This is a genomic window from Pseudomonas sp. NPDC087336, assembly GCF_044744285.1.
GTDB lineage: Bacteria > Pseudomonadota > Gammaproteobacteria > Pseudomonadales > Pseudomonadaceae > Aquipseudomonas.
The window spans coordinates 39270-59611 of the sequence record NZ_JBIUYA010000011.1; the positions used below are offsets into that span (position 1 = coordinate 39270).

At 60.2% G+C, this 20342-nt stretch carries 19 protein-coding genes, 1 tRNA gene and 1 pseudogene; 10 read left to right on the forward strand and 11 right to left on the reverse strand.

Annotated features, from left to right (window positions below):
- Positions 1 to 12: 12 nt before the first annotated feature.
- The 4 genes from ACIO0C_RS13215 to ACIO0C_RS13230 all read left to right on the forward strand — a co-directional run bounded on the left by ACIO0C_RS13215 (position 13) and on the right by ACIO0C_RS13230 (position 3075).
- The gene (locus tag ACIO0C_RS13215) at positions 13 to 708 is read left to right on the forward strand and encodes an ABC transporter permease (RefSeq protein WP_008058481.1); all 696 of its coding nucleotides are present in this window, start codon (positions 13 to 15) and stop codon (positions 706 to 708) included.
- Positions 705 to 1394 (forward strand): ABC transporter permease, encoded by a 690-nt coding sequence (locus ACIO0C_RS13220; RefSeq protein ID WP_401312499.1) that lies wholly within the window; start codon positions 705 to 707, stop codon positions 1392 to 1394. Before ACIO0C_RS13215 ends, ACIO0C_RS13220 begins: the two co-directional genes overlap by 4 nt.
- Entirely contained in the window at positions 1375 to 2604 is a 1230-nt protein-coding gene (locus ACIO0C_RS13225; protein WP_401312502.1) for a methyltransferase, read from the forward strand. The genes ACIO0C_RS13220 and ACIO0C_RS13225 overlap by 20 nt, the downstream gene beginning before the upstream one ends.
- A gap of 395 nt (positions 2605 to 2999) precedes the next feature.
- A tRNA-Thr gene (locus ACIO0C_RS13230) sits at positions 3000 to 3075 on the forward strand.
- Between the two features lie 65 nt (positions 3076 to 3140).
- Here ACIO0C_RS13230 and ACIO0C_RS13235 read toward each other — a convergent pair.
- From ACIO0C_RS13235 to ACIO0C_RS13250, 4 genes are all read right to left on the reverse strand, one after another.
- Positions 3141 to 3851: an SDR family NAD(P)-dependent oxidoreductase gene (locus tag ACIO0C_RS13235; RefSeq protein WP_401312505.1), complete on the reverse strand. Its 711-nt coding sequence runs from the start codon at positions 3849 to 3851 to the stop codon at positions 3141 to 3143.
- A gap of 43 nt (positions 3852 to 3894) precedes the next feature.
- Positions 3895 to 4551 (reverse strand): DsbA family oxidoreductase, encoded by a 657-nt coding sequence (locus ACIO0C_RS13240; protein ID WP_401312508.1) that lies wholly within the window; start codon positions 4549 to 4551, stop codon positions 3895 to 3897.
- Positions 4548 to 4766 (reverse strand): 4-oxalocrotonate tautomerase family protein, encoded by a 219-nt coding sequence (locus tag ACIO0C_RS13245; protein WP_056852134.1) that lies wholly within the window; start codon positions 4764 to 4766, stop codon positions 4548 to 4550. Before ACIO0C_RS13245 ends, ACIO0C_RS13240 begins: the two co-directional genes overlap by 4 nt.
- Before the next feature lie 700 nt (positions 4767 to 5466).
- Positions 5467 to 6753 (reverse strand): OprD family porin, encoded by a 1287-nt coding sequence (locus tag ACIO0C_RS13250; RefSeq protein WP_401312511.1) that lies wholly within the window; start codon positions 6751 to 6753, stop codon positions 5467 to 5469.
- 245 nt (positions 6754 to 6998) lie between these two features.
- Here ACIO0C_RS13250 and ACIO0C_RS13255 point away from each other — a divergent pair.
- Positions 6999 to 7208 (forward strand): annotated as a pseudogene (locus ACIO0C_RS13255) (TonB-dependent receptor plug domain-containing protein); the annotation flags it as partial.
- 172 nt (positions 7209 to 7380) lie between these two features.
- Here the strand turns inward: ACIO0C_RS13255 and ACIO0C_RS13260 are convergent.
- The 4 genes from ACIO0C_RS13260 to ACIO0C_RS13275 all read right to left on the reverse strand — a co-directional run bounded on the left by ACIO0C_RS13260 (position 7381) and on the right by ACIO0C_RS13275 (position 12977).
- Positions 7381 to 7566 carry a hypothetical protein gene (locus ACIO0C_RS13260; protein ID WP_401312514.1) on the reverse strand — a complete coding sequence of 62 codons (186 nt, stop codon included), beginning with the start codon at positions 7564 to 7566 and terminating at the stop codon, positions 7381 to 7383.
- A 242-nt stretch (positions 7567 to 7808) separates the two neighbouring features.
- Positions 7809 to 8915, reverse strand: coding sequence for an agmatine deiminase (aguA, locus tag ACIO0C_RS13265; protein ID WP_401312517.1), 1107 nt, complete (start codon positions 8913 to 8915; stop codon positions 7809 to 7811).
- Positions 8916 to 8920: 5 nt separating this feature from the next.
- The gene (gene aguB / locus ACIO0C_RS13270; protein WP_008058457.1) at positions 8921 to 9799 is read right to left on the reverse strand and encodes an N-carbamoylputrescine amidase; all 879 of its coding nucleotides are present in this window, start codon (positions 9797 to 9799) and stop codon (positions 8921 to 8923) included.
- A gap of 265 nt (positions 9800 to 10064) precedes the next feature.
- Entirely contained in the window at positions 10065 to 12977 is a 2913-nt protein-coding gene (locus ACIO0C_RS13275) for an aminotransferase (protein ID WP_401312521.1), read from the reverse strand.
- A gap of 200 nt (positions 12978 to 13177) precedes the next feature.
- On the opposite strand from ACIO0C_RS13275, the gene rfbC reads away from it, so the two are divergent.
- From rfbC to ACIO0C_RS13295, 4 genes are all read left to right on the forward strand, one after another.
- Complete coding sequence (rfbC, locus tag ACIO0C_RS13280; RefSeq protein ID WP_008058454.1) at positions 13178 to 13723, forward strand: dTDP-4-dehydrorhamnose 3,5-epimerase; 546 nt, start codon at positions 13178 to 13180, stop codon at positions 13721 to 13723.
- A gap of 87 nt (positions 13724 to 13810) precedes the next feature.
- Positions 13811 to 15619, forward strand: coding sequence for an ATP-binding protein (locus ACIO0C_RS13285; RefSeq protein WP_401312525.1), 1809 nt, complete (start codon positions 13811 to 13813; stop codon positions 15617 to 15619).
- Positions 15616 to 17010 carry a sigma-54-dependent transcriptional regulator gene (locus ACIO0C_RS13290; protein ID WP_401312528.1) on the forward strand — a complete coding sequence of 465 codons (1395 nt, stop codon included), beginning with the start codon at positions 15616 to 15618 and terminating at the stop codon, positions 17008 to 17010. The genes ACIO0C_RS13285 and ACIO0C_RS13290 overlap by 4 nt, the downstream gene beginning before the upstream one ends.
- A 40-nt stretch (positions 17011 to 17050) precedes the next feature.
- Positions 17051 to 17506, forward strand: coding sequence for a YiiD C-terminal domain-containing protein (locus ACIO0C_RS13295; RefSeq protein ID WP_401312530.1), 456 nt, complete (start codon positions 17051 to 17053; stop codon positions 17504 to 17506).
- Between the two features lie 42 nt (positions 17507 to 17548).
- Here the strand turns inward: ACIO0C_RS13295 and cysQ are convergent, their stop codons facing one another.
- Together cysQ and nudE are read right to left on the reverse strand one after the other, a co-directional pair.
- Entirely contained in the window at positions 17549 to 18376 is an 828-nt protein-coding gene (gene cysQ / locus ACIO0C_RS13300) for a 3'(2'),5'-bisphosphate nucleotidase CysQ (RefSeq protein WP_401312533.1), read from the reverse strand.
- On the reverse strand, positions 18373 to 18939 hold the full coding sequence (nudE, locus tag ACIO0C_RS13305; protein ID WP_401312536.1) for an ADP compounds hydrolase NudE: 567 nt from the start codon (positions 18937 to 18939) through the stop codon (positions 18373 to 18375). Before nudE ends, cysQ begins: the two co-directional genes overlap by 4 nt.
- A 91-nt stretch (positions 18940 to 19030) precedes the next feature.
- On the opposite strand from nudE, the gene yrfG reads away from it, so the two are divergent.
- Positions 19031 to 19693 (forward strand): GMP/IMP nucleotidase, encoded by a 663-nt coding sequence (yrfG, locus tag ACIO0C_RS13310; protein ID WP_401312537.1) that lies wholly within the window; start codon positions 19031 to 19033, stop codon positions 19691 to 19693.
- Between the two features lie 126 nt (positions 19694 to 19819).
- On the opposite strand, the gene lysM is transcribed toward yrfG, so the two are convergent.
- Complete coding sequence (lysM, locus tag ACIO0C_RS13315; RefSeq protein ID WP_401312539.1) at positions 19820 to 20269, reverse strand: peptidoglycan-binding protein LysM; 450 nt, start codon at positions 20267 to 20269, stop codon at positions 19820 to 19822.
- Positions 20270 to 20342: the final 73 nt, after the last annotated feature.

The window sequence follows — 20342 nt, forward strand, 5'->3', positions numbered from 1 at the left end:
GAAAAGAAATCCATGATTATCGACCTCTACGGATTCGGCCCGGCGCTCGCCGCTGGCGCGCTGATGACTGTGAAACTGGCACTCTCGGCCCTGTGCCTGGGGCTGGTGCTCGGTCTGCTCGGCGCCTTGGCCAAGACTTCCCCGTACAAGCCGTTGCAATGGCTTGGCGGCACTTATTCGACACTGGTTCGCGGCATCCCGGAACTGCTCTGGGTGCTGTTGATCTACTTCGGCACGGTTAACCTGATGCGCGCCCTGGGCGAGTTTTTCGGCAACCCTGACCTTGAACTCAATGCCTTCGCTGCGGGCGTGATCGCTCTTGGCCTGTGCTTTGGCGCCTACGCCACGGAAGTGTTTCGCGGCGCGATCCTCGCCATCCCCAAAGGCCATCGTGAGGCCGGCGTGGCCCTTGGCCTGTCGAAATGGCGCATCTTCACCCGCTTGATCATGCCGCAGATGTGGCGCATCGCCCTGCCGGGCCTGGGCAACCTGTTCATGATCCTGATGAAGGACACCGCGCTGGTGTCGGTGATCGGCCTGGAAGAAATCATGCGTCACGCGCAAATCGGCGTGACCGTGTCCAAGCAACCGTTCACCTTCTATATGGTCGCGGCATTCATGTATCTGAGTCTGACGATTCTGGCCATGACCGGCATGCACTTCCTGGAAAAACGCGCCGCTCGCGGCTTCGCGAGGAGCACCCAATGAACTGGGAAGTCATCATCAAGTGGCTGCCGAAACTGGCCCAAGGCGCAACCCTGACCCTGGAACTGGTCGCCATTGCCGTGATCGCAGGCCTCCTGCTGGCAATTCCGCTGGGTATCGCGCGTTCGTCGCGCCTGTGGTGGGTGCGGGCATTTCCCTACGGCTACATCTTCTTTTTCCGTGGGACGCCGTTGCTGGTTCAACTGTTCCTGGTCTATTACGGGCTGGCGCAGTTCGACGTGATCCGTAACAGCTCGATGTGGCCTTACCTGCGCGATCCGTTCTGGTGCGCCACGGCGACCATGACCCTGCACACCGCCGCCTACATCGCTGAAATCCTGCGCGGCGCGATCCAGGCGATTCCGCCGGGTGAGATCGAAGCGGCACGGGCGCTGGGCATGTCGAAAACCAAGGCGCTGATCTACATCATGCTGCCCCGCGCGGCGCGCATCGGCCTGCCGGCCTACAGCAACGAAGTGATCCTGATGCTCAAGGCCAGCGCCCTGGCCAGCACCGTGACCTTGCTGGAGCTGACCGGCATGGCCCGCACCATCATCGCCCGGACCTACCTGCCGGTGGAGATCTTCTTTGCCGCCGGCATGTTCTACCTGTTGATGGCCTATGTGCTGGTACGCGGCTTCAAGCTGCTGGAGCGCTGGTTGCGCGTCGATGCCTGCCAAGGGCGTTGAGCCTCGGGTGCTGACGGGCGAGGAACTGCTCGCCCGTTTCACCGCGCTGGACACGTTTCTGACAGCGCATCAGGCGCTGTGGAAACCACGCCCCTTCACGCATCTGCAACTGCCTTGGGAAACCACCTACCCCGAGCTGGCCGCTTGGTTACGCGGGCGGTCACTGGAAGAGGCGGAAAGCGCTCATAACCACCCTGCCCTTGTGGAAGCACCGCAGCCTTTTGCTTCGTTGGCGGACATGTCCCTGGCGCTGAGTGCGCTGGATCAATTGCCCGCTCATGCGCTCCAAGCGCCAGCTCATCGATTGAATGTGGATGTGCCGGGGCGCAAGTGGCAGCAAATTGAAGCCTTCGCCAGCCGACTGCAATTTGCCGGTACCGCCAGGCATTGGCTGGACTGGTGCGCTGGCAAGGGACACCTGGGCCGACGCCTGCTACAACCCGGACAACAACTGACCTGCCTGGAATACGATCCAGCGCTGGTTGCCAGCGGCCAGGCACTCAGCCAGAGGCATCGACTGCACGCGCTGCATGTCGAACAGGACGTACTGGCGGCCGATGCGGCTTCGTTATTGAACGGTCGACACACACCCGTCGCACTGCACGCCTGCGGCAATTTGCACGTGCGACTGATCCGGCTCGCCAGCACAGCCGGCTGCAAGCAACTCGCCATCGCCCCTTGTTGCTATAACCGGACCAGCCTGGACCGGTATTCGCCGATGTCCTCAGCCGCCCGAAGCTCCGCCCTGCAACTGTCCCTCGACGATCTGGGGCTACCGATGAGTGAAACCGTGACCGCCGGCGCTCGCGTGCGACGCCAACGCGACACCTCGATGGCCCGACGTCTAGGCTTCGACTTGTTGCAAAGGCAAGTGCGCGGCGTTGACGAGTACCTGCCGACCCCATCCCTGCCCAGCGTATGGCTGGAAAAACCCTTTGCCGAATACTGCCAACACCTGGCCGATCTCAAAGAGTTATCCACAATCGGCACCCAGGATTGGCCCGCACTCGAGGCCACCGGTTGGCAGCGTCTTGCCCAAGTCCGCAACCTGGAGCTTCTGCGCGGAATTTTCCGACGCCCGCTGGAGCTTTGGCTGCTGCTGGATCGGGCCCTGTTCCTACAAGAACAGGGTTACACCGTTCGCCTCGGCACCTTCTGTGAAAGCTCGCTCACACCGCGTAACGTCCTGCTGCTTGCGGAACGTCCGTAAGGGCTCACAGCCTGTGGATAACTCTGTTGATGAAATATTCATGGATCCAATCTTTACAGCTGTTTCAGCCCTGATACGGCACTGCTCAGATTTCGTACACTGAATAAAAAACCAGAAAAACAGGCATTTGCGAGCTAATGAGAACGGATCCACAAAAACACTGTAAACCGGGTGAATCGAAAATCCCGTTGTGCATAAGCGCTCGATCAAAAGACATAACGCAACGACGGATCTGCAACAACACACCCAAGAAAAAGCTCTTCTGCTACCTCGTTTTGCACCTCGCGATGACGATCAGTGAACGTCGGAAGACCTCGACAAAGCCCCGCGCAAAAATAGTCTGAATTCAGGGGTTTACAGAACCTACCCAATCGCTATAATCGTCGCCCTGACACGCCGGTATAGCTCAGATGGTAGAGCAACTGACTTGTAATCAGTAGGTCCCGGGTTCGATTCCTGGTGCCGGCACCATACAAAACAAAGCCCTCGTAGAAATACGAGGGCTTTGTTGTTTCTGCCATTTGAAAAACCGGACCTTAGTGACCCGCGCTTTGGCCACCGTCAACGTGCAGGATTTCGCCGGTGACAAACTTGGCGCCATCCAGGTACACGACCGCGTTAGCGATGTCATCGATGTCCCCCATGTGACCGACCGGATGCAAGGCGCCCAGCGCGGCGTGGGTCTCTTCGCCGTGCATCGGGGTCTTGATGATGCCAGGCGATACCGCGTTCACTCGAATGCCGCGCTTGGCGTATTCGATGGCCAGGGATTTGGTCGCCGCGTTCAAGCCACCTTTGGTCAGCGAGGCCAATACTGATGGCACGCCGTCGATAGCGTGGTCGACCAGGCTGGTGGTGATGTTGACCACGTGGCCGCTGCCTTGTTTTTCCATCTCGGCGATTGCCAGTTGGGTGATGTAGAAGAAGCCGTTGACGTTCACCGACAACACATTGGCGTAGTCTTCGGCGGTGTACGCGGTGAACGGCTTGGCGATGAAGATCCCGGCGTTGTTGACCAGGGTATCGACACGGCCGAAACGTGCGATCGCTTCACGAATCACGCGCTGTGCAGTCTCTGGCTCGCCGATGTCGCCGGCCACGGTGAGGATGTCCGGATCGGTGGATGGCTTGATCGAGCGCGAGGTAGCGACGATCTGGTAACCGAGCTCGCGGAAGGCCTTGACCATGCCGTCGCCGAGACCTTGGGATGCACCAGTGATGACAACGACTTTTTTCGAATTGCTCATGATGAACCTCTACTGATAAATGATGGTTTGAAAAACTGGGTGATCAGGCTTCGGCCGAGGCCTGTGCCATTTGTCTCAACATCTGTTCGTAGTACTCGACCGACTGCGAACCGGACACCAGGTGACGACCGTTGAGCACCAGGGCCGGGACCGAATTGATGCCGTGCTGCCGATAAAACTCTTCAAGCTCACGCACCTCGTCGGCAAAGGCGCCCGACGCCAACACCTTGCGTGCACGGGCCTCGTCCAGTCCGGCTTCACCCGCCAGCCGCACCAGCGTTTGCTGATCGCTCGGGTTCTGGCCTTCGCTGAAGTAAGCGCGAAGCAGGATCTTCTTCAGCGCCACCTGGCGTCCTTCTTCCAGCGCCCAGAGCAACAAACGGTGAGCGTCGAAGGTGTTGTAGAAGTGCGTGCGCTTCTCCAGGTCGAACTTGAAGCCGATGGCATTGCCGCGTTCGATCTGCATCGCTTTGCCATTGGCGACGTCCTGAGCGGTACGTCCGTATTTGCGCATCAAATGCTCGACGGCTTTCTCGCCTTCGGCCGGCATGTTCGGGTTGAGCTCGAAAGGCTTGTAGGTCAGCTCGACCGCAACCTCACCCGCCACATTCTCGATCGCCTGCTCCAGCGCCGTCGCCCCCAGTGCGCACCATGGGCACACCACATCGGAGACGAAATCGATGGTCACCGACGCCGTCATGACTGCCCCTCTTCCGCCAGTTGCTTGCGGTACTGGGTGGTGGTGATCCCGGCGTAGCCCCAGTTATCGGTGTCGACTTCCTCGATCACGATGTGCGTCAGGTCAGGGCGTTTGTTGAGGACGCGTTCCAGTGTTTCAGTGATCTCGGCAATCACCTGAGCTTTCTGCTCAGTGGTAACGCCATCGCGGGTGATGCGTACGCTTACAAAAGGCATGAGGGAAACTCCAGTGACCTTCCCGTCGGGATGATGGGAGAGGCGTTGGAGCTCAATGTATGGAGTTCGCTGGAGGGGATAAAGGTGGGGGCGGGAACATCATTAATTACGTGAGGTAATTAATTGGGGTGGACCAGGGAGCCGCTGCTCCCCGCGAGTGCTCTACTGATTTTTTGGCAACAGGCAATAACTAACCGCTTAACCTCTCCCAGCCTTAACGTGTCGTACTTTTTCACTTTTTTGCGACACGTCCGCGGAACATGTCGCCGCGGACGACACGTTCCCAAGACGTGTACCCGAAACCGTGTTTTGGCGACATGTACTTTTTGAACGACAAAAAAAGCCCCGAACCAGTCGTAATGCTGTTCACTTTAGTGGCTCGATGTGGAAAGAAAATCAAAAGCCATAGAGAGGCGGCCTGACTGCCGACCTGAATGCAGGTCTGTCCGCGATGTGATCGTTCCCACGCTCTGCGTGGGAATGCCGCCAGGGACGCTCCGCGTTCCGCTGACGACGCATGACATGAGCGATGCGCAACGGTGACGCGGAGCGTCACAGGATGCATTCCCACGCAGAGCGTGGGAACGATCATTTGGGTGCCCCATTGAACCACGATGGCTTAAGTGAACAGCATTACGAACCAGTCGGGGCTTTTCTTTGTTCTCAGCCTTATATCAGGCCTCAATACCGCAACCCATCATCAGAAAACGTTGATCGGGTAATCCACGAACACACGCACTTCGTTACCGCTGACGTTGTACTCGCTCGACTTCTGCGACACGCGCAGGATCGAGCTGCGCAGCTTGATGCTCAGGTCTTTGGCCGGGCCGCTTTGCACGACGTACTTGAACTGGTTGAAGATTTCGCGCTCGGTGCCGCCTTCGCTGGTGGAAGTGGTGATGTTGTCACCGCGTACGTAGGCGAAGTTGTAGCTCAGGCCCGGGACGCCGAAGGTGCTGAAGTCCAGGCCGTAGCCCAGTTGCCAGCTGCGTTCGTCTTCGGCGTTGAAGTCGGACCAGTAGGAGTTGGCCAGGTAGATGGTGTTGCCACCGTCGCCGACGCGGTTTTGATCTTTCTGGTAGCCGCCATAGGCGTAGCCCAGGTTGCTGTCGCCGGTGCTGCGCTGGTGAGCCAGGGTGAACGAGTGCGGGCCGGTGGCGAAGGTGGCTGCCAGGCTCCAGATCTTGTTGTCGTCGCCGGTGACGTTGTTGTCGCGAACGTAGGAATCTTCCAGCTTGGTGCGATAGCCGTTGAAGTCCAGGGTCAGGGACTGGTCCTTGTCGATCGGGAATACGTAGTTGGCGTTCACGTATTGCTTCTTCAGCACGTCTTCGACGTCGGAGGCGTACAACGCGGCCTTGAATTGTTCGGTGAACTGGTAGCTACCACCCAACACGTTGATCGACTTCAGGCCACCGCTGTCATGACCTTCGGCGCTTTTACGCGATTCGGCGGTGAAGCGACCGGCGTTCAGCTCCAGGCCCTTGATCTCCTTGGAGGTGATCAGGGTACCGGTGTAGCTTTCTGGCAGCAGACGACCGTTGTCGTAGCTCAGTACCGGCAGGACCGGCATTTGGTCGCCGTAGGTCAGCGTGGTGCTGGACAGGCGGAATTTGACCGCTGCGCCAGCCTTGGCCAGGTCGTCAGCCGGTTCGCCGCTGGCACCCTTTTTGAAAAAATCGATGCCTTGGGCGCCGCTGCGGTCTTCATTGCGTTCCAGATTGAGCGCGTACAACCCAAAGGCATCTACACCTACACCAATGGTGCCTTGGGTGAAGCCGGACGAGAACGTACCGATGGCTGCCTGGCCCCACTCGGACTTGTCCGGGTTGCCGTCTTTGTAGTCACGGTTCATGTAGGCGTTGCGCAGCAGCACTTTGAGGCTGCTGTCTTCAACAAATCCCTTGGATTCGGCCTGATCGTTAGCCATGGCCTGTGTAGCGCTAAAAATCCCCAGAGCGATCAGGCTGATTCGCTTGTTCAACATGTTGTTTTCCTTATTACGGGTTGAAACGCGCTGTGTCGAACAGCCGAAACGGCGCTATCGCGCTCTTTTTTCATGTCGCAAACAAAAAAGCCCGCCCACGATCAGTCGCGGCGGGCCTTTTAATTATTATTTGGTCATGGCGGTCTGCCACAGGCGTTGAATGGATCGTAGCCGCGCCTTTAACGGTGTGTCAATTTCATGAATCGTCTCTAAGCAGGCGAAAATCGTCTAAGAAATGAATTTACTTGGCAGAAAAACTCAACTCGCGTGCAGGTTTAACGCCATCCAATGGCGTCAAAAACCTGAAAAACGACAGCCGATACGTGCGCGACTTGCACAACATCGAACGCATCGACGTACTCAAAGGCCCGGCTGCCGTGCTGTACGGCCGTGGCAGCCAGGGCGGGATCGTCAACCGGGTACGCCGAAACCGTTGTGACCCTGGTCGGCGATCGTTATGCCGACAATCTCAACACCACGGTGTTGCCGGGTTATGGCCGCTGGGATGCCTTGGCCGGTGAGGTTCAAGACGGTATCTACAGGGCTCGGTCCAGCAGGACCTTCGTCCATAAAAAAAGCGCTGCCATCCCGGCAGCGCTTTTCTTTTTCAATCCGTTGTTTTACTTCTTATCCTTCCATCACATCCCACAACGCATCCAGTTCCGCCTCGCTGAATAAACCAGCAGGGTAACGCTCGATCATCATCCGGCGCGGATCAGTCTGGCTGATCTGACACGTTCCATTGGACTTTAACCAGTGCGCCAGGACCTGCAGCGATTCGCTGTCGCTTGCCACATTCACTTCGGCGTTCATTTCAACGCTCTCTCCTGGTTTTTGAGCGGCTAACTTATCCAAGGTTTATGACAGAACATCGAAGCTCTCCCCTCCCCCTTACCCCCCGATAGATACAAGAGCTATGCCAATGTTTTTCATTTGCCGACCGACGGATACAAAAAAGCCCGCAATCCTCAAGGACTGCGGGCTTTGCATGGTGCGGCGTGCGAAAGCGCCAGCCTGAATTTTTTTGCTGTTAGCTCAAGCTGTTACAACTGCACTCACTCTTTGTGCGGCGCTGGCTGTTGTTGGGTAAGGCAGTGAATGTTACCGCCACCCAGTAACAGTTCACGGCCAGGCACCATAACCACTTCGTGCTGCGGGAACAGTGTCTGCAAGATCTCTTTTGCCGGACCATCCAGCGGGTCGTCGAAACTCGGGGCAATAATGCCGCCATTGACGATCAGGAAGTTCACATAAGAGCCGGCCAGACGAACGCTTGGGTTACGCTCCTGAGTCCCGTCGACCGGATCGACGCCGGCACATTCTTCCTCAGTGGCATACAGCGGCCCCGGAATCGGCATCTTGTGCACCGTGAACGGACGCCCCTTGGCGTCGGTGCTGCTTTGCAGCACCTTCATGGCCGCCTGGCAGCGTGGGTGGTTCGGGTCCTGTGGGTCATCTGTCCAGGCCAACAGCACTTCACCCGGACGCACGTAGCAGCAGAAGTTATCCACATGGCCATCGGTTTCGTCGTTGAATAAGCCGTCCGGCAGCCAGATGATCTTATCCACAGCCAGATTGTCTTTCAGCACCGCTTCGATTTCCGCACGGTTCATGTGCGGGTTGCGATTGCGGTTGAGCAGGCATTCTTCGGTGGTGATCAGCGTGCCTTCACCATCGACATGGATCGAACCACCTTCGAGCACGAAGCCCTCGGTCCGATAACGCGGGCTGCGCTCGATCTCAAGGATCTTGCCGCCCACCTGCGAGTCGCGGTTCCACGGCGAATACAGGCCGCCGTCGAAACCACCCCACGAGTTGAAGTCCCAGTTCACGCCACGGACTTCGCCGCTGTTGTTGATGACGAACGTCGGGCCGGTATCCCGAACCCACGCGTCGTCGCTGGACATCTCGACCACGCGGATATTCGGCACGTCCAGGCGGGCACGGGCGTTTTCGTATTGGCCGGCGGACACCGCCACGGTGACCGGTTCGAAACGGGCGATGGCCTTGGCCACTGCCACGTGTGCGGCTTGCGCCGGTTTGCCGCCCAGGCGCCAGTTGTCCGGGCGCTCGGGCCAGATCATCCAGGTCTGGGTTTGCGGTGCCCACTCGGCTGGCATGTAGAAGCCGTCTGCGCGAGGGGAGCTGTTCAAAGTGGTCATGGCAGTCAGGACTCCAGGGATCCGTCGAGGGTTTTGATAGCACCATACAGGTTCGGACGGCGGTCGCGGAAGGAACCCCATGCACTGCGTGTGTGTTCGAGTTTATCGAGGTCGAAGGTGTGAACCAGGATGCCTTCTTCGGTTTCGTTGAGTTCCTGCACCTTCTCGCCGAACTGGTTGGCGATGAACGACGAACCGTAGAAGGTGATGTCGTAGCCGTCTTGCTCTTCGTTACCGATGCGGTTACTGGCGATCAGCGGCATCAGGTTAGCGCCGGCGTGGCCCTGTTGTACGCGTTGCCAGTGATCGCGTGACGAAATGGTCTTGTCGTGCGGCTCGCTGCCTATGGCGGTCGGGTAGAACAGGATTTCCGCGCCTTGCAGCGCCATGCTGCGAGCAGCTTCAGGGAACCATTGGTCCCAACAGATACCCACGCCGATTTTCGCGTAACGGGTGTTCCACACCTTGAAGCCGGTATCGCCCGGGTTGAAGTAGTACTTCTCGTGATAGCCAGGACCATCCGGAATGTGGCTTTTACGATAAATCCCGAGGTTGCTGCCGTCGGCATCGATGATCGCGATGCTGTTGAAACGCGCACGGCCTGCCAGTTCGTAGAAGCTGATCGGCAACACGACTTGCAGCTCCTTGGCAACTTTCTGGAAGTGCTTGATGGCGACGTTGTCTTCCACTGTCGTCGCCAGTTGCAGGTAATCCGGGTTCGGCTTCTGGCAAAAGTACGGTGCCTCGAACAGCTCCTGGATCAGGATGATCTGCGCGCCTTTGGCGGCGGCTTCGCGGACCAGTCTTTCAGCGACCTCGATGTTGCCTTCAAGGTCCCAGGAACAGGCCATTTGCGTGGCAGCGACAGTAACGTTACGGCTCATGAAGCATCTCCGGGCAAGTGCGTGACGGTCGGGCATGGTTCATCCACACCCTGGCATTGGCGACTTTATAGCCGATAAAAATCGGCTTTTGAAGCGATAAATATGCCTCTCGTCTAAAATAACTCACTTAAACCCGATAACAATCGAACTAACACCCCGGATATCTGTAGGAGCAAGCTTGTTCGCGATGAGGTCGTGTCAGACACCAATTCTTATCTGAATGATCGCTTTCGCGAGCAAGCTCGCTCCTACAGGGGTCGTGCGTTTAGAGCCCCTCCGCAAGCACCTTCGAGAGCATGTCCACAAAGAAATCCACGCTCTGGCGCGAGGTGACCATCGGCGGCTTGATCTTCAGCACGTTCAAGTAATCGCCAGTCGGCTGCATGAAAATCCCCAGTTCGCGCAAGCGATCGCACAACGCGGTGGTTTCTTCGGTGGCCGGCTCCAGGGTTTCACGGTTGCGGATCAATTCCACCCCCAGGTAAAACCCGGAACCATGCACCGCGCCGACCAACGGATGAATATCGATCAGCGCTTCAAGTCGCTCCTTGAAATACCCGCCGACCACCTGGGCGTTTTCCCAGAGTTTTTCCTCTTCCATCACGTCCAGCACCGCCATGCCGATCTGGCAGCTGACCGGGCTGCCACCGGCGGACGAGAAGAAATACCCCTCGGCCTCCAGCGCTTCGGCGATTTCCCGGCGGGTGATCACCGCGCCCAGTGGCTGGCCGTTACCCATGCCCTTGGCCATGGTGATGATGTCCGGTACCACGCCCTGCTCTTCAAAACCCCAGAAGAAATGCCCCATGCGCCCGTAACCCACCTGCACTTCGTCGGCGATGCACACACCACCTTGGGCGCGGACCATTGCGTAAACCTGCTGCAAGTAACCCGGCGGCAGCGAGATGCCACCGGCATTGCCGTACACCGGTTCGCAAATGAAACCGGCCAGTTGGCGTTTTTGACCGGCGATTTTCGCCAGGTTGTGTTCGACGCTGCGCACGTAGTCCGGCGTGCTGCCAGGGCCGCGGAACTCGCCGCGATAGGTGTTCGGCGCGGTTACCGGGTGCACCCAATCCGGGCGACTGCTCAGGGCCTTGGGATTGTCCGCGATCGAAGTCGACACCGCATCCGCGCCGACTGTCCAGCCGTGATAGGCCTCCAGTACGCTGAGCATGTCGCGTCCGCCGCTGTAGGCCCACGCCAGGCGAATGGCCAGATCGTTGGCCTCACTGCCGCTGTTGACCAGGAACACCCGATCCATGCCCTCCGGTGACAATTTCAACAGGCGCTCGGAGAACTCGGCCACGGCCGCATAGTTGAACCGCGAGTTGGTGTTGAGCAACGACCACTGCCGGCTGGCGACCGCCGCCATGCGCGGATGGCCGTGGCCGAGCACCGCGACGTTGTTGAGCATGTCGAGGTAAGAGCGACCCTGCATGTCGATCAGGTGGTTGCGCCAGCCGCGCTCGATGCGCGGCGGGTCGACGTAATAGTGCTTTTGCGTGCGGGCGAAGCTGGCGTCGCGCCGGGCCAGCAGGGTCTGTGAATCGAGCTCCTCCTGAGCATCGCAGGCCAGCCCCAGCAGCGCCGCTGGTGACGGGCACAGCGCTTGCCAGGCGCCTGCACGTGAAGGTGTGCAAAACAACGGCGCAGTAAACGACGCCCCTCGGCACAGTTGCACGATCAACGGCCCGCTGACCGAGCCCAGCACCTGGCCTTTGACCAGCGCCGCGCCGCTATCCAGCGACGGCGTGACCCCCCAAAGCCGCACGCTCAGTTGCGGACCGTCCAGTTGCAGCACCTCGGGCATCGGCTGGTGCACCACCCCGGCGAACGGCGCTTCGACGGCCGTGCCGTGGGGTACGCGCAATTCAACGTGCAGGGGGCAGGTGTCCGGCTCGCCGGCTGTGTCCGGGCGCGTGCGCGACAACCGGTACTGCCCGTAACGACTGGCCGCCAGGCCGTGGACGGCGGCGGCTTCGTCCAGGAGGCGCTGATCGATGCCTTCCTGCTCCCAGTTACCGGCCTCGAAATGCGGGCTGAGCACGCCCAGGTCGATTAACGCAAACTCACGCCCCACCAGGCTCGGCAACAGTGGCGCGAAGCCCTCGCTGCCAATGCCCGGCAGGCTCTGCCCGACGGCGGACAGGATGGCCGCTTCCATCAACGCCAACGGCACCGACGTGGCCACACGGAAAATTTCCCACTCGTGGACCAGATTATCGCGGCTATAGGTATTACCCGGATCGATGCTGACCTGCTGTTCGCCACTGAGCACCAACACTGCCGCGCGGGCGACGATCAGCGGCCACAGCGCCAGCAGCTCTTCATGCTGTAACGGATTGACCGCGTGATACGCCTGCACCGCTGGCAAAATGCAGAACGGATCGCCTTCACCATGGTGCAGCAACGCTGCACAGGTCACCGACAGGTCGGTTATGCGCCAGGTGCGGATCAAATCGCCGAAATCGATCACACCTTGCAATTGCCAATGGCGTTGCGCATCGCGCTGCCACACCACGTTGTCGTCGGTGATGTCCATGTGTATGGCTTGCACCGGCAACCTGTCCTGCAGCGGCAACAAATGACGCTCGGCCTGCTCGGACGCTTCAACGATCAGCCGGCGCTGGGTTTCATCCTTGATGACCGGCAGCAAGTGCGCGATCAGTGCATGGGCGTGGCGCGCGTCCCACTGTAGGGTTCGCGCCAGGCCCGGGTGGTCAAAATCCGCCAGTGCCAGGTCCATTTCACCGCACAACCGCCCAAAACCGGCCACCACCGTGCGATTGAAGTATTCGAGGTGCGTCAGGGACTGGCCCTCGATGTAGTCCAGCAAACGCACATGCACCGCTTGGCCAGCGACCTTCAGGGACAACAGGTCCACCCCGTTTTTTGCCGCAATCACACGCGGCACGTGCACGTCGGGATGTTCCGCCAGATGCTTGAGCCCGGCATGCTGGGCTTGCAGCTCCAGGGCCGAATAGTCGCCCCGGCAGATTTTCAGGACAAAGCGGCCTTGGTCGCTGTCGACGCGGTAGTTCAAATCCTGCTGGCTGCCAAGGGCCTGCAACGTTCCGCCAAACCCGTAATGTTCCTGCAACAGCTCAAGCGCTTGCTCCGCAGACACTTGCGGGCTGGGCAAACTGGCGCGATGAATCAACGTGGCGAGCGGCATGAAACAGACCTCTTCAATGAAGGTGTTAAATTTATTAGGCGCCTATATCGCCACTGCACGAGCAGATACGCAACCCCCCTTCAGCCGGCTGGTAAGCCGCTGGATCGGCCAACTACAAAGAAAAAAGCACATGACGCTCGCTCTAACCGGCACCTCTGGGCAAGAATGGCGACCATCAATGCCCATCGTTGGAGAAACCCATGAATGTTGTGACCACCGACCTGCCCGGTGTTTTGATCATCGAGCCCAAGGTTTTCGGTGACGAACGTGGTTTTTTCTACGAAAGTTTCAACGCGAAGGTTTTCAAGGAAGCCACCGGCCTGAACACCCAGTTCATTCAGGACAACCATTCGCGCTCGCAAAAAGGCGTGCTGCGTGGGCTGCATTACCAATTGGAGAATACCCAGGACAAACTGGTCCGGGTCTGCGCCGGTGAAATCCTTGATGTAGCCGTTGACGTGCGGCGCAGCTCGCCGCATTTCGGCAAGTGGGTGGCCGTACGCCTTTCTGCCCAGAATAGTCGCCAGCTATGGATCCCCAAGGGTTTCGCCCACGGCTTCCTGGTGTTGAGTGATTTCGCCGAAGTTCTCTACAAAACCACTGAGTACTACAACCCGTCGGCCGAACGCAGTATTCGCTGGGACGACCCGGACCTGGCCATCGACTGGCCGCTGGATACAGCGCCGCAACTGTCGGCCAGGGACCAGGCCGCGGCATTTTTCAAGGACGCCGACGTCTTCGACTGAAACACCGCTCGCACCGACCCCAAGGTGCGCAGACTGCGTCGGCAAGCCTAGGCATAATGCACCTGTACCCACAGGCGCTCGATGCTCATGACTCCGACCCTTCCCCGCAGACCCCGCTGGCGCAGCCTGGCCCTGCTCGCGCTGTGCCTGGCGCCGTTGCTGTGGCCCCTGGAACACCTGGCCGAGCGCTATTACCGTAGCGAACTGGCTGGCCAGAATCGCCAGACCCTCGATCTCTACGTCGCCAACCTGCTGGGCACCCTGCACCGCTATGAAGTGCTGCCACAGATCCTCGGCGATCTGCCGGCCCTGCGCGCCGTGCTTGGCGCGCCGGACGATGGCGTCACCCAGGGCAACGCCAACCGCCTGCTGAAAAACATCAGCACCCAGACCGGCGCCGAAGTCATGTACCTGATGGACACCACGGGCAAGACCCTGGCGGCCTCCAACTGGGACAAGCACGACAGTTTCGTCGGCCGCAACTTTGCCTTCCGCCCTTATTTCAGCGAAGCCATGGCCGGTCGGCTCGGGCGATTTTTCGGGCTGGGCACCACGTCCGCCAAACGTGGCTACTTTTTCGCCGCCGCCGTGCGCGAGGGGGAGAAAATCACCGGCGTGCTGGTGGTCAAGGTCGACCTCGACCACACCGAGAGCCTGTGGGGTAAAACCCCGGAGCAACTGTTGCTGACCGATCACAACGGCGTGGTCATCCTCACCTCGCGGCCGGAATGGCGCTTTCGTTCGACCCGGGAGTTGACCGAAGAGGAGCGCAAGGCCATCACCGCGATCCAGCCCTACCCCACCCGCGAGCCCAAGCCGCTTAAGCTCAACCCCAACGCCTGGCTGACCCAGACCCAGGCGATCGCGGAAACTGGCTGGAACGTCAGCATCCTCGCCCCGCGCACCCTGATCGATCGTCCGGTGCGCACCGTGGTCGCCATCGGTGGCGCGGCGCTGCTGGTGTTGATGCTGTTGCTCGGCCTGATGATGCAACGCCGCCGTCACTACCTGGAACGGATCGCCTTCGAAGCCAAGGCCCGACGCGAACTGGAGGGCCGGGTGGCCGAGCGTACCAGTGATCTTGAGGGCCTCAACCGCCGACTCAAGCAGGAAGTGCTGGAGCGCGAACAGGCCCAGCAAGAGCTGGTTCGCGCCCAGGATGACCTGGTGCAGGCCGGCAAGCTCTCGGCCCTGGGAACGATGTCGGCGAGCATCAGCCACGAACTCAACCAACCGCTGGCAGCCATCCGCAGCTACGCGGAAAACGCCGAAGTGCTGCTCGACCACCAGCGCACCGACGATGCCCGTGGCAACCTCAAGCTGATCAGCGAATTGACCGGGCGCATGGCGTCGATCATCGCTCACCTGCGCGCCTTTGCCCGGCGCGACCGCCACGCCCCGGAAAGCGTCGCCCTGCAGCCGGCGCTGGACGATGCCCTGGCCTTGCTGGCCAAGCGTCGACGCAGCATGGAAGTGGAACTGATCCGCGACTTGCCAGCCGCCACTTTGTGGGTCGAGGCCGGGGAAACCCGCCTGCGCCAGGTGCTGGGCAACCTGCTGGCCAACGCCCTGGATGCCCTGACGGAAAAAGGCCCGCCGCGTAAACTCTGGCTCAGTGCCCAATCCACGGCCGAAGGCGTCAACCTGTACATTCGCGACAACGGCCCCGGTTTCTGCCTGGAGGCCCTTGGCCGCGCCAGCGAGCCCTTCTACACCACCAAGACCCGCACCCAGGGCCTTGGATTGGGGCTGGCGATCTGCGAGACCCTGATGCGCGCCTTCGGCGGTGAGCTGTCGTTCGCCAACCACAAGGAGGGCGGTGCCCTGATTACCCTGAAGCTACGCGCAGGCGCACCCGGTGTGAGCCTGCAACCGTCCGAGGACCGAAGTGCATGACCATCGACAACCGCATCCAGGTCGTGTTGATCGACGACGATCCCCACCTGCGCCAGGCCTTGAGCCAGACCCTTGACCTGGCCGGCCTGAAGATTCTGCCGCTGGCCGAAGCCAAGGGCCTGGCCGCGCAACTGGAGCGCGACTGGCCGGGCGTAGTCGTCAGCGATATCCGCATGCCGGGCATGGACGGCATCGAACTGCTGACCGAACTCCACGCCCAGGACCCGGAACTGCCGGTGCTGCTGATCACCGGTCACGGCGATGTGCCGCTGGCGGTGCAAGCCATGCGCGCCGGGGCCTATGACTTTCTGGAAAAACCCTTCGCCAGCGACGCGCTGCTCGACAGCGTGCGCCGCGCCCTGGCCTTGCGCCGACTGGTGCTGGACAACCGCAGCCTGCGCCTGGCCCTGAGCGATCGCAATGAATTGAGCACACGCCTGGTCGGGCAGTCGCCCTCGATGCTGCGCCTGCGCGAACAAATCGGCGCCCTGGCGGCGACCCGGGCGGACGTGCTGATCCTCGGTGAGACCGGGGCCGGTAAAGAAGTAGTCGCCCGCGCGCTGCATGACCTGTCGAGTCGGCGCACTGGTCCGTTCGTGGCAATCAACGCCGGGGCGCTGGCCGAGTCGGTGGTCGAAAGCGAGTTGTTCGGCCATGAGCCAGGCGCTTTCACGGGCGCGCAGAAACGGCGCATCGGCAAGTTCGAATTTGCCAATGGCGGCACGCTGTTTCTCGATGAGATCGAAAGCATGAGTCTGGACGTCCAGGTGAAATTGCTGCGCTTGCTGCAGGAGCGTGTGGTCGAGCGCCTGGGCGGTAATCAACTGATCCCGCTGGACATCCGCATCATCGCCGCCACCAAGGAAGATCTGCGTCAGGCCGCCGATCAGGGCCGATTCCGCGCCGACTTGTACTATCGCCTGAACGTCGCGCCTTTGCGCATTCCGCCACTGCGCGAACGTGGTGAAGATGCGCTGATGCTGTTCCAGCATTTCGCCGATGAAGCCAGCGCCCGCCACGGCTTGCCGCCGCATGAACTGCAACCCGGACAACGCGCCCTGCTGTTGCGCCACACCTGGCCCGGCAACGTGCGCGAACTGCAAAATGCTGCCGAACGTTTCGCCCTGGGCCTGGAACTGGCGCTGGACAGCAACGAGGTGCAAGGCACGCCTGGCACGACAGTAGAAATGGTCAGCGGCGGCTTGAGCGAGCAAGTGGAAAACTTCGAAAAAACCCTGATTGCCGCCGAACTGGCGCGCTCGCACAGCTCGGTGCGCAGCGTCGCCGAGGCGCTGGGCATTCCACGCAAGACCCTGCATGACAAATTGCGCAAGCACGGCCTGAGCTTCGCCGACAGCGGCACTTCCACCCACGGCGACGACCTCGATTGAGCCGCCGACCACTCATCCACTACAAACAAGAGGCCGCTGAATGAGCCGCGACAGTCGTCAACTGGAATCCATCCTCCATCACGACATTCCCCTCACCCGGGACATGGGCCTCAAGGTGCTCGACTGGCACGATCAACAACTGCGCCTGTATTTGCCCCTGGACGCCAACGTCAACCACAAGAGCACCATGTTCGGCGGCAGCCTGTATTGCGGCGCGGTGCTGGCCGGTTGGGGCTGGCTGCATCTGTGCCTGAAAGAAGAAGGGATAACCGACGGACACATCGTTATCCAGGAAGGGCAGATCAACTACCCGTTGCCCGTGACAGGCGATGCACATGCCATTTGCCAGGCGCCGAGTGCGCAGGTGTGGAAGAAATTCCTGGCAATGTACCAGCGCTACGGACGGGCGCGGTTGATCCTGCACACGCGGGTGGTGAACGCGGGCAGCGATGAGGAGGCGGTGAAGTTTGTCGGGCAGTACGTGTTGCACCGGTGACGCAAAAGATCGCAGCCTGCAGCAGGCTGCGATCTTTCGATCTTAACTTCGCGCCAATGCCAATAACTGTTCCCGCCACGCAGCCTTGGCCGGCAGTGCCAGGAAAAATTCGTTCAGCAGCGATTCCCGCGCCGGATAACTGAACGGTGCGCCATTCAGATCCAGTACCTCGCCACCTGCCCCTTCCAGCACGCCTTGCGCCGCCGCCGTGTCCCATTGCGAAGTCGGCGCCAGTCGTGGATAACAATCCGCCGCCCCTTCGGCCAACAGGCAGAACTTCAGGGAGCTGCCGATATTGGCCAGTTCCAGTTCACCCAGGCTGGCGCTCAACCCGGCCAGCAAGCGTTCCTGTTCCGGACTGGAATGGCGACGGCTGGCAACCACGGTGAACGATTGGCCGGGGCCCGGCACATCACGCACCTGAATCGCCACGGGCGTACCACCCTGATCGCAACGCCACGCACCGAGCCCGGCACCACCGACATAGAAACGTCCGTTAGTTGGCATCGACACCACGCCAAATACCACGCGCCCCTGCTCAATCAGCGCGATGTTGACGGTGAATTCTTGGCTGCCGGAAATAAATTCCTTGGTGCCGTCCAGCGGGTCCACCAACCACCAGCGCTGCCATCCGGCGCGTACGCTCTGCGGGATGTTGGCGTCTTCTTCGGACAACACCGGAATGCTCGAGTCCAGTGCGGTGAGCCCGGCCAGAATCACATGGTGGGCGGCGAGGTCGGCGGCGGTGACCGGAGAATCGTCTGCCTTGGCGGTCACCGCAGTGCCAATGCGCCAGAACGGCAGGATCGCCTCGCCGGCCTGCAACGCCAGCTCGACCACCGGCGCCATCAATGGATGGGGAAAATTCATGGCTGGAACACCCCGCGCTGGATCAGCAGATCACGGGCCAGGTACAAGGCCGCCAAGGCTCGGCCTTCGGTGAACTTCGGATTCTGCGCCAGCGCCGACAACTCGCGCAGGCTGACCTTGTCCATGCCCATCGGCTCCGGTTCGTCACCTTCCAGGCGTTCTTCGTACAGGTCAGTGGCCAGCACCACCTGGATTTTCTGGCTCATGTAGCCGGGTGACAACGACAACTCGGTCAGATGTTCCAGCTGGCGCGCGCCATAACCGGCCTCTTCCTTGAGCTCGCGCTCGGCGGCCGCCAAAACGTCCTCGCCCGGCTCGATCAAGCCTTTGGGCAGGGAGAATTCGTATTCATCGGTGCCGCCGCAGTATTCCTCGACCAGTACGGCATGGTCGGCATCGAGCATCGCCACGATCATCACGGCGCCATAGCCTGCGCCCTTGCCGACCAACCGCTCATAGGTGCGCTCCACGCCATTGGAAAAACGCAACTTCAGCTCTTCGACGCAGAACAAACGGCTGGTGGCGACAATCTCGCGGGCGAGGATGGTGGGTTTCTGGCGCATGAGCGGCTCCTGGGCGATAGCGGGTTACTATACCCGGCCTATCCTGATTGTTGTCCCCGGATACCTTTTTTTACCGCTGGAGAAGTTTTTTATGTCCCTGCTGCCCTGGCACGACATCGATACCGTTCTGCTGGACATGGACGGCACGCTGCTGGACCTGCACTTCGACAACCATTTCTGGCTGGAGCACTTGCCCCAGCGTTATGCCGAACTGCATGGGGTGAGCCGGGCCATGGCCGAGCTGGAGTTGCACCCCCTGTTTGAACGCAATGCCGGTCAGCTTCAGTGGTATTGCCTGGATTTCTGGAGTGCCGAACTGAAACTGTCCGTGCGCGAGCTGAAACTGGAAACCGCTCACCTGATCGCCCTGCGCCCGGATGCGGACACCTTCCTGGCAGCGATCAAGCGTGCAGGCAAACGCGTGGTACTGATCACCAACGCGCACCGCGATTCGCTGTCATTGAAGCTGGAACGAATCGAGCTGGCACCGTATTTCGAGCGCCTGATCAGCTCCCACGATTACGGTTTCCCCAAGGAAAACCCGCAGTTCTGGGAAGCCTTGCAGGCCGACATCGACTTTGACCCGGCGCGCAGCCTGTTTATCGACGACACACTGCCGATCCTGCGCAGTGCCCGGGAGTTCGGCGTGGCGCATTTATTGGCAGTGAAAGAGCCGGACAGCCGCAAAGGGCCCAAGGACACGGGAGAGTTTGCGGCGGTCGGGGATTATCGGGATCTGATCGCAGGGCTTTAGACCGAGGCGCCTGCATCGCGGGCAAGCCCGCTCCCACAGGATCCATGTCGTTCGCATCATGCGTGAACGACACAAGTCCTGCAGGAGCGAGGCTTGCCCGCGAAGGCCATCACACGGATTCAAGGATTAGTCAGGAATACGCAACGATTGCCCCGGATAGATCTTGTTCACATCCTTGAGCATCGGCTTGTTGGCTTCGAAGATCTTGTTGTACAGGTTGGCATTGCCGTACACGCGCATGGAAATGGCGCTCAAGGTGTCGCCCTTCTCGACCACGACAAACTTCGCGGCCACGACCACTGGACCGGTCACGGTGATCTGGTCTTCAACACCGCTGACACCCGCCACGTTGCCCAGCGTCAGGAGAATTTTTTCCTTCTCTTCTTGCGTCTTCGCTTCGCCGCTGGCGATGACCTTATCGCCCTCGACCTTCACCTGAATCTTGGAAGTATCGATCCCCGTCAACGCACTCTGCACATGCTTGGTCAATGCCTCGCTATTGGCTTCGGCCTTGTCCGGCGTCAATGCGTCCAGGATTTTTTCACCGGCTTCTTTTAGAAAACTGAACAGGCTCATCGTTTCGCTCTCCTTGGGTTTCGGGTTCCAGACGCAAAAGCCTAGACCACGGCAGTCATTTGCCAATCCAACC